9 protein-coding genes are annotated in these 12,617 nt (G+C 35.9%); 5 read left to right on the plus strand and 4 right to left on the minus strand.

Annotated features, from left to right (window positions below; all coding sequences use genetic code 11):
• Positions 1-2: 2 nt before the first annotated feature.
• Genes L2586_RS01320 through L2586_RS01335 form a run of 4 tightly spaced genes read right to left on the minus strand, consistent with a single transcriptional unit; the run spans position 3 to position 6,527 of the window.
• Positions 3-3,440, minus strand: coding sequence for an efflux RND transporter permease subunit (locus tag L2586_RS01320; RefSeq protein WP_235290956.1), 3,438 nt, complete (start codon positions 3,438-3,440; stop codon positions 3-5).
• A 2-nt stretch (positions 3,441-3,442) separates the two neighbouring features.
• Positions 3,443-4,582, minus strand: a complete 1,140-nt coding sequence (locus L2586_RS01325) for an efflux RND transporter periplasmic adaptor subunit (protein ID WP_235290957.1) — start codon at positions 4,580-4,582, stop codon at positions 3,443-3,445.
• A 21-nt stretch (positions 4,583-4,603) separates the two neighbouring features.
• On the minus strand, positions 4,604-5,938 hold the full coding sequence (locus L2586_RS01330) for a TolC family protein (protein ID WP_235290958.1): 1,335 nt from the start codon (positions 5,936-5,938) through the stop codon (positions 4,604-4,606).
• Positions 5,919-6,527: a TetR/AcrR family transcriptional regulator gene (locus L2586_RS01335; protein WP_262914083.1), complete on the minus strand. Its 609-nt coding sequence runs from the start codon at positions 6,525-6,527 to the stop codon at positions 5,919-5,921. The genes L2586_RS01330 and L2586_RS01335 overlap by 20 nt, the downstream gene beginning before the upstream one ends.
• 138 nt (positions 6,528-6,665) lie before the next feature.
• On the opposite strand from L2586_RS01335, the gene L2586_RS01340 reads away from it, so the two are divergent.
• From L2586_RS01340 to L2586_RS01360, 5 genes are all read left to right on the plus strand, one after another.
• Complete coding sequence (locus tag L2586_RS01340) at positions 6,666-6,974, plus strand: c-type cytochrome (RefSeq protein WP_235290960.1); 309 nt, start codon at positions 6,666-6,668, stop codon at positions 6,972-6,974.
• Positions 6,974-8,044 (plus strand): anhydro-N-acetylmuramic acid kinase, encoded by a 1,071-nt coding sequence (locus L2586_RS01345; RefSeq protein WP_235290961.1) that lies wholly within the window; start codon positions 6,974-6,976, stop codon positions 8,042-8,044. The genes L2586_RS01340 and L2586_RS01345 overlap by 1 nt, the downstream gene beginning before the upstream one ends.
• Entirely contained in the window at positions 8,031-9,056 is a 1,026-nt protein-coding gene (locus tag L2586_RS01350; protein ID WP_235290962.1) for an NAD-dependent epimerase/dehydratase family protein, read from the plus strand. The genes L2586_RS01345 and L2586_RS01350 overlap by 14 nt, the downstream gene beginning before the upstream one ends.
• A gap of 174 nt (positions 9,057-9,230) precedes the next feature.
• Positions 9,231-11,357: an elongation factor G gene (locus L2586_RS01355; protein WP_235290963.1), complete on the plus strand. Its 2,127-nt coding sequence runs from the start codon at positions 9,231-9,233 to the stop codon at positions 11,355-11,357.
• A gap of 79 nt (positions 11,358-11,436) precedes the next feature.
• Positions 11,437-12,534: a glycosyltransferase family 4 protein gene (locus L2586_RS01360; RefSeq protein WP_235290964.1), complete on the plus strand. Its 1,098-nt coding sequence runs from the start codon at positions 11,437-11,439 to the stop codon at positions 12,532-12,534.
• Positions 12,535-12,617: the final 83 nt, after the last annotated feature.

Raw genomic sequence — 12,617 nt, forward strand, 5'->3', positions numbered from 1 at the left:
TTTTATACAGTTTTAGGTTTTTTCTTAGCAAAAAGTCTATTCGTACTTCTCTTCATTAGAAATGCTAACCAGTACATTACTGGAACAACAACTAATGTAAGGAAGGTAGAAAATACTAATCCATAGATTACTGTCCATGCCATGGTTCCCCAGAATGCTGCGCTATCGCCTCCTACATAATATTGAGGATCAAATTCGGTAATCAAGGTAAAGAAATTGATATTCAGACCGATTGCAAGAGGTATTAATCCCAGTACAGTCGTAATTGCAGTCAGTAAAACAGGTCGCAACCTCGTAGCACCAGACTTAACAATTGCTTCTTTGATATCTTCTATAGCCATATTAGACATTTTATCGATTCCTAAGGATTCTCTTTTTCGTTGAACCATCAAGTTCGTATAATCCACCAGAACGATGGCATTGTTTACAACAATTCCAGCTAGCGAAATCACCCCGACTCCAGTCATAATAATCAGAATGTCCATACCGGATCCGATATACCCGAATAGTACACCAATAAGACTAAAGACAACGGATAGTATAATAATGAAAGGAGAAATGATGGAATTAAACTGCATCACTAAGATTAAGAAAATCATAAAGACTGCAATTCCCAGAGCACCAGATAGAAATGACATTTCTTCCGCTTGTTGCTCTTGCTGACCTGCGAATTCAAATTTATACCCTTCTGGCATTTCATAATCTTCCAGTACTAATCTAATACTCTCTACAACTTCATTTGCATTAAAACCTTGAAGAACATTAGACGTAATGGTAATCATACGCTCCTGATCTTTTCTATTGATAGCGCTATAAGTAGAAGTATAAGTTATATCTGCTACAGCTGAAATCGGTACTTGAGCAATCTGCCCATTAGCTGGATTTCTAAATGTGATTTTTTGATTTAAAATATCACCTACACTATTTCTGAAAGATTCTTTCGCTCTAAGATTAATAGGATATTCATCTTCACCCTGTTTGTATTTAGAGATTTCCTTTCCGAATACCGCAGTTCTAATAACATCAGCAATACTGAATGTAGAAATTTCATATCTACGTGCAGCTTTTCTATCTACATTAATTTGCATTTCAGGTTTCCCGATTTTTACATCGGCACTTAATTCTTCTATTCCTGCTACACTAGATTGATTGATGAACTTAATAAGAGATTCAGATTGAATCGCCAGCTGATCTATATCTTCTCCTGTAATTTCGATGTAAACTGGTTTCTCTTGTGGAGGCCCAGATTGTTCTTTATCTACAGAAACTTTAACACCCGGAATTCCTTGAACAGAAGTTCTGATCTGTTCCATAATGTCAAATGTTGATTTATCACCTCGTTCATCCGAAGGAACGAAAGAAACGGTTAATCTCGCCTGATTCGGTGAAGCACCGAAAGAAGGACCTGCATTAGGATCACCTGTATTTTCTCCTATCTGAGATAGAATGGCATCTACTACATCTGTATGTTTGGCCATGTCTCGCTCTACATTCTCTTCTATCCTTTTCATGATGTCATTTGTTGCTTCTATATCTTTTCCTAGTGGAAGTTCGACGAAAACATTGACATAGTTAGGATCTGTACTCGGAAATAATTCGACCTTAGGCGGATTGCTTCCCAGAATTGCAAATGCAGCAAACAAAAGGACGAAAGAACCTATGAATAGTAAGTAAGGCATAAATTTATACAATGCAAGTCGAATGAAGCGATCGTATAAATTTTCTAAAAATGGCATTATCGATTGTTGGAAAACCCTAGATGCTGGCTTAAGAATTAGGAAATTGATAAGCATTAATCCACCAATTATAATACATATGTTTCTTAACCAAATTGTTCCCGTTAAATGACCGATTAATCCAATAAACGCAACAGATACAAGAGAAATCACTAAGTAAGTGATATTCTTTCTAATCTTATTCTTAGCTACATTTTCTTCTTGCTTCGTGATAAATGTTGATGTCAATACCGGATTGATAACAAGTGCAATGAACAACGAAGCGGTAAGTACTGCAATTAAGGTAATCGGAAGGAATTTCATAAATGATCCGAAAAGCCCAGGCCAAAATGCTAACGGAACAAATGCCGCTAAGGTCGTAGCTGTCGATGCAATAATAGGAAGTGCAACTTCACCTGTTCCATACTTAGCAGCATCATCTTTCGAGTATCCTTCACCATAATATCTGTAGATATTTTCCACCACAACGATCGCATTATCCACAAGCATACCTAATGCCAGAATCAAGGAAAAGAGAACCACCATATTTAAGGTGTACCCTACAAACGAAAGAATCATGATCCCCATTAACATAGACAACGGTATCGCAATCCCTACAAATGTTGAATTCCTTAGTCCCAAGAAGAATAAAAGTACCAATACAACCAATATAACTCCCGAAATGATACTGTTTTCAAGATTAGAAACAAGATCTCTCGTAGCAACCGATTGGTCATTGAAGACTTTTACACTCAAATTTTCTGGAAGACTATTCATCTGCGCTTCATCTATGATATCCTTAATCTTATCAGAAGCTAAGAGTAAATTCTCACCAGCTCTTTTAATGATATCAAGTGAAACAACAGGAAGTTTATCCGAACGAGCAATACTTGTCTGTTCTGCATACCCAAAAAGCACTTCCGCGAAGTCTCTTAGGTATATAGGTTTTTGGTTTTCTGATTTTACAATTAGGTTTTCTAATTCTGAAACATCAGTAAATTCACCGATAACTCTGATCGATCGTCTGAAATCATTATTAACGATTTCACCTCCCGACATGGTCATGTTCTCAGATTTTACGGCATTTTCTACATCGCCGAAACTAACCTGTAATCCTTGCATAAGTGGAATATCCACATTGATCTGGACTTCTCTTTCTAATGTTCCCTTTAAAGTAACGCTAGATATTTCAGACAAGTCTTCGAAACGATCCTGCAGAAATTCGGCATATGATCTTAGTTCATCATTCGGAAAGTCTCCGGAAAGATTCACACTCATGATCGGAATTTCGGATAAGTTGATATCTAAGACCTCAGGATCTGAAGTTAGATCAGTAGGTAATTCAGATTTCGCTTTATCGACAGCATCTTTTACTTTTTGCTTCGCAAATTCTATATCAATGTCTGTTTCGAATTCACATGTGATGATAGAGAAATCCTGCATCGAAGATGATGTAAGATTCTTAATCTCAGAAATAGAAGCAAGTTCTTTCTCAAGCGGCCTTGTAATTAAGTTTTCGATGTCTCCAGCGGAGTTACCGAAATACGGAGTATTTACAAAAACTTGAGGAAAGGTAATTTCAGGAAACGATTCTTTCGGCATTCCGACATAGGAGATGATCCCAAAGATGAAAATCATACCGGTCAATAAAAAGACACTGATCTTATTATTAACCGCCAGATTCGTCAATCCAAAAGTTCTTAAATTTTTATTTTTTTCAGACATTACTATTGGATTTTTATAAGTTCATCGCTGGAAAGTCCTCTAGCACCGTCCACAATTATCTGGTCCCCACTTTGCAGACCTTCTTCTATAACTATTTGATCTTCGAAAGTTGGTCCAGTTTTTACATATTTCTTTTCAGCTACCGCGCCATCTGCACCGCTTCCTACTACGAAAACATAATCTTTACCACTGATTTCTTGTTGAACCAACTCAAGAGGAATCGCGATCGATTGTTCGACTGTTAGATCATTGATTTTCATGATCGATAGTAGATTAGGTTTCAGTTTGTTCCCTGTATTCGCCATATCTACTTCTACCTTGAATGTTCTATTCGCCGAATCGATAGATCTTCCGATTAATGAAACTCTTCCTTTTCTTTTGTCTTGTAATGCTGGGAATTCAATTTCTACATATTCTCCTTTCTTCACTTTTCCTAGTAAAGTTTCAGGAACATCAGCTACGATTTTAACGGTATTCGTATTAATAATCTCTATAATCGGAGCTCCTGGTCCAGCTAACTCACCTTTCTTAAGGAAGATGGTTTCAGCATATCCCGAAAGTGGAGCATATACATTAGCTTTTGTCAATTGGAATTGAACACTTTCTAATGATTTCTCTATTCTCTCTTTATTATTTTTCGCTTGTAAAAACTGAACTTCTGATCCGATCTCCTGATTCCACAAACGCTCTTGTCTTTTGAAAATATCGGTCGCAAGCTCTAAAGATTTTTCAAGCTCAATAATTTGATTTTTCACAGTCTGTACATCCAGAACAGCAACTAAACTGCCACTTTTCACATAATCTCCTTCTTCGATGTCCATTGATGTAATACGACCACCTATCTCTGCAGATGCAAATACCGCATCGCCAGATTCTACAGATCCTTGGATATCAATATAACGTTTGAAATCTTCTACTACAACCGTATCAGTTGTAACCAGTTTTCTAGCTTTAGGAGCTGATGGTTCGATTTTTTCGATTTCTTGTTCTAGAGCTTTAATTTTATGATCTAAGTCAGCTCTTTCTTTTTTCAAGCTCGTTAAACTTGACTTTTTCTCGTCTAAGGACTGAGATTTTTCAGCTTCTCCGCAAGAGGCGAAAAACACAATTGTCGTGATAATTAATATTAAATATTGTTTCATTTTATTTTGATTGATCGTTTTTTATTTACCTATTGCTAAGTCTAAATCGGTTTTCGCAACAACTAAGTCGTATAATGCATTAGCATAATTAGCTTGCGCTGAATATAAATTTTGTTCTGCTTGTGTTACTTCGAGACTGGACCCAACTCCCTCCTTGAATTTGATCTGTGCAGTATTATAGATTTCGTTTGCAAGACTCTCACTCCTTTTGGTATTACTTACTTGATTAAGAGCATTTTCATAACTCAACCTTGCATTATAAATTTCTAAGCTAACTGCTCTTGTTAGTTCTTGCTTTTGAATATAAGTTTTTTCTAGATCCACTTTTGCTTGTTGAATTTTCGATCTTCTAGAGAAGCTATCCCAGATCGGAATGGATAGCGCTAATCCTACGATGTTAGTCGGGAAAAATCCTGGTTCTTCGCTTTCGAATAAGTTATTACGTTGTAGAGCAGTTTGGAAATTGGCAAATCCCACTAATGAAGGCAGGTATCCTCTTCTTAGGGCTTCAATGTTTAACTCGTTTAACTGTTCTGTTACCTCTATTACCCCGAATTCTGGACGTCCAGAAACATCTATTTTTTCATTCAGATTAGCTCCTTCCACAAATACTAAATCAGCTAAGTCATCCAACGATTCACTAAGTTCGATCGGTTGATCTAATGGATAGTTCATCTGGAATTTCAATATGTTTTTTGATAAATTAATCATTCTATCAATTCTATTGATTTCAGAATTTAAATTGTCAAATGAAAGTTGTAGTCTGCTTACATCTAATTTTTCAACAAATCCATTTTCCAGAAATATTTCCGTTTCACGTAAGGTCTTTTCTAGGTTAGAAATATTCTTTTCAAGAATTCCTTTATTTCGTTGGGCGATGATCACACCCAAGTAAGCTTTGGTTACATTCTTCTTGATATCATATTCAGATTGGTCAGCTTGCTTGTAAATTAGATCTTTATAGATTCGCTGTGCTTTTAATCCTGTGAAAAAAGAACCATCGAATATCAAAGTATTCATTTCAGCGCTAGCTGTTAAGCTGTTCTTTAGACCAAATTGTACCTCTGCAAATGTACCTGCAGGCAAACCTAGAAATTCACCAGGAAGTAATGAAGTCGGTAGATTAATGAAATGCTGATAATTAATTCCTCCGCTAATTTGCGGTAGACCTGTTGCTCTATATTCTTTGATTTGAGCTTCGGCTTTAGTTAATTCAAGCTGGTTAAGCTTTGTGTTTGCGCTGTTCTTAATGGCAAAATCTACTGCCTCCTTTATGGAGAAATTTTCTTGTGCTTGGAGTTGGAAACTCAGCAAGAACAACATGCCCAGCAATGAGTTAAATAGTTTCGAGTTCATATTTTGTAACGAGTTTGACGCCTTCTTCAGATAGGACGCCATATAAATGATATAATAAATGTTCTTTTAATAATTCGTTCAGTCCTAATCCCATTCCTTTGAAATTAGTTTCGTCTGATATGACTAGACTTTTAGCCACATATAGCTTCGCTATAATATCAGGATTTAAAGACGATCTGAAATTGCCTTCTTTAATTCCTCTTTCGATGTTTTGTTTTATGACATCATGGATAAATTCATGATGATGCTTTTCAACTAAATCCCAATTTTTAGGATGGTATTTCTTTAAATCAAAAACTAAAGTTGGCCTTAATTTTCCGGTCATTTTAAGAATATGCCTCCCTATCGTAATGATCTCTTCCACCGCATTCTCACTGTTTAAATGAATCTTTGCTACCAATTGTTTTTCTCTTTTTAAAAAATGAGATAGCGTGATGTTGATTAATTTATCTTTAGTGCTAAAATGTTTATAAATTGTTTTCTTAGATATTCCTATATCAGTAGCAATATCATCCATGCTTATGCTTTTTAAGCCATAAGTGGTGAACAGGCGTTCTGATGTTTGGATGATCTTATTAAGTACGTTCATAAATTGGGTGCGAAATTAAGAAATTATAAACGCTGGAAACTATAAATGGTTTAAAAGTTTCCACCAAACCGACGAAAGGGTTTTTATTTTCGACAAATATTCTTTTTCTTTACCCGTAGGAACTTATAAAAATTAAAAATGAAAATAAAAATGTTTTTTGCAGCGCTAATAATTGGTGTTGTAGTCGCATGTGGCGGTAGCGCTGGAGGGGAATCTAATGAATTAGGTGCCAATGTTTTTAAAACACATTGCCAGCTTTGTCACGGTGCGGATGGTAAACTGGGATTAAATGGTGCTAAAGATTTTACGACTTCACCATTGTCTTTAGACGAAAGAATTCAAGTGATAACGAAAGGTAGAAATACAATGTTAGCTTATGAGAATACGCTTTCACCTGAAGAAATTAAAGCAGTGGCTAAATACACATTGACTTTCAAAGGTAAGTAATGAACATACTGGGCCTGATGTCGGGAAGTTCATTAGATGGATTAGACATGGCGCTATGTACATTTGGGATGTCCGAAAATCAAGAAATTGATTACAAAATTTTATCCGTTGATAAAGTGGATTTTCCAGAATCAATATTGGGGAGACTTAAGTCTGCAACTAAGCTTAGTTCTTTAGAACTGCAAAAGCTAGATGCCGATTTAAGTCTTTTTTTAGGTCAATGTTGTAAAGATTTTATAAGTTCATCTGCATTTCCAGTTGATTTAGTCGCAAGTCATGGACATACCATCTTTCACTTTCCTGAAGAGGGTTTCACCACACAGTTAGGGAATGGTGGAGTGATTTCACAGGTTTGCGAACGCGATGTTGTTTGTGACTTTAGAAGTTCTGATATTGGTGCAGGTGGTTTAGGTGCTCCTTTTGCTCCTATTGCAGATTATTATCTGTTTTCAGATGTGGATTTATTTTTGAATCTTGGAGGGATAAGCAATATAACTCATAAGCAAGGAAATCAAGTCACGGCATTTGATATCTCTCCTGCGAATCAAATTTTAAATCACCTTGCACAATCGGTTGGGCTCGAATATGATGAGGATGGAAAATTAGCGTCCGCTGGGAAAGTGGATGAGCAGTTGTTAGATGAATTTATTAGGATGAATAACTTCGTCGATGCTAAACCTCGAGCAATTGATAATTCATGGGTTAGCAATAACTTTATACCTTTGTTGAGTAAGTTAGAGGTTAATGATGAATTAAGAACTACAGTTGAGTTCATCAATCAAGAGATTGTGAGAGCAATTGAATTTTTAGAATTAGAAGAAAAGCCTCATTTTTTGATGGCTACAGGAGGAGGTGCATTGAATAAGTACTTAATGCAGGATCTGAAATCGAAGTTAGAACTAAGAGCAGTTGAAGTTGTAGAATTAAGTAGTGAGATTATAAACTATAAAGAGGCTTTACTCATTTCACTAATGGGTTACTTAAGGATAAATAGAATTCCGAATGCCTTATGCTCCGTTACAGGTGCTATTAAAGACACGATAGGTGGTTGCGTATATGCATATAGATAATACAGATAAAATTGCGATTACTGGAGGCACGGGTTTCTTAGGTTCTCATATTATACGAGGCCTTGTAGAAAAAGGCTACAGCAATATCTATGCGCTTAAGAGAGAAAATAGTGACCTGACCTTGCTTTCAGATATTAAAGATAAAATTCATTGGGTAGAAGGTGATTTGCTTGATATTATTTCATTAGAAGAATTAATTCAGGATGCAGTTTACGTAATTCATAGCGCTGCGAAAGTGAGTTATGTTCCTAGGGATGAAGAAGTTGTTAGAAAGATTAATGTAGAAGGAACTTTTAATGTGGTCAATGTTTGTCTGGAGTTCAAACCAAAGAAATTGATGTTTATTAGTTCTGTTGCTGCTATAGGAAGAGCGAAATTAGACAAACTTATATCAGAGAAAACAGAATGGTCTGAAGAGTCTTTCAGCACCAATTATGCTGTTTCAAAGCACATGGCAGAATTAGAAATATGGAGAGGGAAGACAGAAGGACTAGATGTAGGGATTGTGAATCCAAGTTTTATACTAGGTCCGTCTTTTTGGGGAGATAGCAGTACGAAATTATTCACTTATGTCGATCAAGAAAAGACGTTTTATCCTATTGGAACAAATGGATTTGTCGATGTTAGAGACGTTGCTAAATTGACCATCCTATATATGGAAAGCGAAGTGAAAAATAAGCGTGTAATTGCTGTAGGAACTTCGATGGCTTATAAGGACCTTTTAGAGAAAATCGCCGTGAAGATGGAAGTGAAACCACCTAGGAAGCCATTAAGAAAAGGACTCGCTTCTTTCGTTTCGAAATTAAGTGCATTTAAGAAGAATCCTACCATAACGAAAGAGACCGTGTTAATCACCTCAGGTCAGTTCAGATATGATAATAGTTTATCTAAGGAACTGTTTGATTATCAGTATTATAACATTGACCAATCCGTAGAGGATACCGTTCGAAAATTTAGAGAAAGCAAAGCTGGAAAAAAGTCTTTTGCATATTTTGAGCGGATTTTTGATTAAGGCCTTTTTATCAGAGGATTAAATATTATAGAAATTTATCAGATAATATTTTGCCCTAACCAATCTTTATATTTGTCAATCAGGACTTATGATTAATAATAGTTTTTAATTAAATTGATAGCCAGAATATAATTTCATTCTGAGCTCATTATCTAAAATATTAAATACTTCATTATGTCATTTGAATCAAAGAATATCAGGAATGTCACTTTGCTGGGGCATTCTGGCAGTGGGAAAACCACTTTTAGTGAAACAATGCTTTTCGAAGCAAAGGAAATACAAAGAAGAGGGACGATAGATGCTGGTACAACAGTGTCTGATTACACGAATATTGAAAAGGAGAAAGGTAATTCTATTTTTAGCACTTTAATGCATGCGAAGTGGAAGGATTCGAAGATCAATATTATTGATACTCCAGGATTAGATGATTTTGTAGGGGAGGTTATTTCTTCATTAAAAGTAGCAGATACGGGAGTAATGATACTGAATGCTTCCGCTGGTGTAGAAGTGGGTACTGAAATTTTATGGGAATATGCACTGAGAATGAATACTCCAACTCTTTTTGTAGTGAATCAGGTAGATCATGAGAAGTCAGATTTTGAGGCGACACTAGAGCAAGCCAAGGAGCGGTTTGGAAAAAATGTATTATCAGTTCAGTATCCTTATAATCAGGGTTATGGCTTTAATAGTATAATTGATGCACTAAGAATGGTGATGTATGTTTTTCCTGATGGTGGAGGGAAGCCAACGAAGGAAGCGATCCCAGAAGAAGAAATGGATAAGGCTCGCGATATGCATAATGCATTAGTGGAAGCGGCTGCAGAGAATGACGAGTCGCTGATGGAGAAGTTTTTTGAAGCAGGAACACTTAATGAAAGTGAATTAGCTCATGGCTTAAGAGTAGCTTTGGCTAACCAACAGATTTTTCCAGTTTTTTGCTGCTCTGCATTAATGAATAAAGGCTCAGGAAGGATAATGGGCTTTATAAATGATATTTGTCCTTCTCCAGCAGATAGACCACCAGCGGCTTTAGAAAGTGGTGGAACATTGGAATGTAATTCCGCAAACGAAACGACTTGCTTTATCTTTAAAACACTTTCAGAACCACAAGTTGGAATGGTTTCCTACTTTAAAGTTTACTCAGGAATTGTACGAACAGGTGATGAGCTGTTTAATAATGAGACGAGAACATCCGAAAGAATCAGTCAGATTTCCCTGTCCAATGGAAAAATTAGAGAAAATATAAATGAGCTGAGAGCAGGAGATTTAGGTATTACTGTGAAATTAAAGAGTACTCATTCTAATAATACGCTGACTATTAAAGGGTCGGAGACAAGTATAGAAAAGATTCACTTCCCTAATCCGCGCATTAGAGCAGCTATTAAGCCGCCAAGTAAGAATGATATGGAAAAGTTGATGAAAGCTTTGCATACTATCGAAGAAGAAGATCCAACATTGATCATAGAGCAGTCTAGGCAATTAAAGCAAACATTGCTGCATGCACAGGGACAGCTGCACATGGACATTATTAAATATCGGATTGAAAAAGTGAATGGTATTACGATGGAGTTCGAAAGACCAAAGATTCCTTATCGAGAAACCATTCAGCAAATGGCGCAAGGAAGTTATCGGCATAAGAAGCAATCTGGAGGATCAGGGCAATTTGGAGAGGTTTATATGAGAATTGAGCCTTATTATGAAGGAATGCCTGAGCCTACTGATTTTAATGTGAGAAATAAGGAAATCGAAGAATTGCCTTGGGGTGGTAAGCTTGCTTTTTATTGGTGTATCGTAGGAGGTGCAATAGATACTAAGTATGCGAATGCGATAAAGAAAGGTGTAATGCAGAAAATGGAAGAAGGGCCATTAACAGGTTCTTATTGTCAAGATATAAGAGTATGTATTTATGACGGTAAAATGCACGCCGTCGATTCTAATGATATGGCATTCATGATAGCATCTACCATGATCTTTAAGAAGAATTTTGAAAATGCTAATCCTCAGTTGCTGGAGCCGATATATAATCTTGAAATTTTGTGTTCTGATACCGTGATGGGAGATGTGATGAGTGACTTACAGACGAGGAGGGCAGTCATACAAGGCATGGACACAGAAGGGCATTATCAAAAAATTATGGCCAAAGTACCTCTGGCGGAAATGTATCGATATTCTTCTAGTTTAAGATCGATAACTCAAGGTAGGGCTAAGTTTAAGCGTGCTTTTGCTGAATATGCGCCTGTTCCATTTGATATTCAGAAAGAACTCATTATGTCTTACAAGAAAGAATTTGAAACCGCATAATTTCACCTAAATGTGAAGATATTTAAGAGGAAGTAATATATTGTTGCTTCCTCTTTTACTTTTTAATTGAATTATTAGGATGAAGATTGCTTTTGATGCTAAGCGTTTATTTTTTAATTCCACGGGACTCGGGAATTATAGCCGATCTTTAGTAAGAGAGATTAGTGAATTAAATAGTGAAAACGAAATATTGCTTTTTTCACCCAAAGTGGAAAATACTGAGTTTGTAGATTTTCTTTCAGATAGATACGATATAGTTACTTCGGATGGTAAAAAGCTGTGGAGGTACTCTAGAATGGTTAAAGATCTAAAAGAAATTCAACCAGATATCTATCATGGATTATCCAATGAGTTGCCACTAGGAATAGAGAAGCTAAAGCATACGAAATCGATAGTTACCATTCACGATTTGATTTTTATGAGGTTTCCTCAATATTATCCCAAGGTAGATCGAATATTTTATAAGGAAAAGTTCCAGAGAGCTTGCCAGAAGGCAGATCATATAATTGCAGTTTCCGAAGCTACGAAGCTTGATATTATTGATTTTTTCAGTATTCCGGAGCAAAAGATTTCAGTTATCTATCAGTCATGTGCACCGATTTTTTATGAAGATAGTATAGTAAGCAATCAGCGTGTGGACAGACCTTTTTTTCTTTTCGTAAGCTCGATTACAGAACGTAAAAATCTTAAGTTAATCATAGAGGCTTTAGCTGGTTTTTCGAAGAAGGAACGAGCGAAATTAGTTGTGGTAGGAGATGGAGGGAAGTATAAGAAAGAAATGTTAGATCTGATTTTAAGACTGAAATTGAAAGATGATGTTGAGTTTAAAGGTCACATTGATAATAAAGATTTAAAAGAATTGTATAGAAAAGCAGTTGCTACGATCTACCCTTCCTTTTGTGAGGGATTTGGTATTCCAATTATTGAATCCTTGATGTCTGGGACACCAGTAATTACGAGTAATCTTTCAGCGATGCCAGAGGCGGCATCTGGATTAGGCAAATTAATTGATCCGTATAATGTAGAGGCATTAATCGCTGCGATGTGGCATTATTTAGATGAAAAAGAGAGCGTTTCTGAGGAGGATATTGCATTCATAAAAATGAAGTTTAATCCAAAAAAGCTTGCAAGTCAAGTGTTAGGCACTTATAATTTTATTTTAAATGTTAAACTTTGACTCAGTAGGGACATAATATCATTTTTTAATTCATATTGAAATTTATAATATAAATTTTTTATATGCTTTGTTTCTTATTGAAA

Source organism: Portibacter lacus (genome assembly GCF_021533215.1).
Lineage (GTDB): Bacteria > Bacteroidota > Bacteroidia > Chitinophagales > Saprospiraceae > Portibacter > Portibacter lacus.

What these genes read in the sequence shown, in the direction of transcription:
- L2586_RS01355 (WP_235290963.1), top strand. Translation starts at nt 9,231, where the DNA reads ATGTCATTTGAATCAAAGAATATCAGGAATGTCACTTTGCTGGGGCAT.
- L2586_RS01325 (WP_235290957.1), bottom strand. Translation starts at nt 4,582, where the DNA reads ATGAAACAATATTTAATATTAATTATCACGACAATTGTGTTTTTCGCC.
- L2586_RS01320 (WP_235290956.1), bottom strand. Translation starts at nt 3,440, where the DNA reads ATGTCTGAAAAAAATAAAAATTTAAGAACTTTTGGATTGACGAATCTG.
- L2586_RS01350 (WP_235290962.1), top strand. Translation starts at nt 8,031, where the DNA reads ATGCATATAGATAATACAGATAAAATTGCGATTACTGGAGGCACGGGT.
- L2586_RS01335 (WP_262914083.1), bottom strand. Translation starts at nt 6,527, where the DNA reads ATGAACGTACTTAATAAGATCATCCAAACATCAGAACGCCTGTTCACC.
- L2586_RS01340 (WP_235290960.1), top strand. Translation starts at nt 6,666, where the DNA reads ATGAAAATAAAAATGTTTTTTGCAGCGCTAATAATTGGTGTTGTAGTC.
- L2586_RS01360 (WP_235290964.1), top strand. Translation starts at nt 11,437, where the DNA reads ATGAAGATTGCTTTTGATGCTAAGCGTTTATTTTTTAATTCCACGGGA.
- L2586_RS01345 (WP_235290961.1), top strand. Translation starts at nt 6,974, where the DNA reads ATGAACATACTGGGCCTGATGTCGGGAAGTTCATTAGATGGATTAGAC.
- L2586_RS01330 (WP_235290958.1), bottom strand. Translation starts at nt 5,938, where the DNA reads ATGAACTCGAAACTATTTAACTCATTGCTGGGCATGTTGTTCTTGCTG.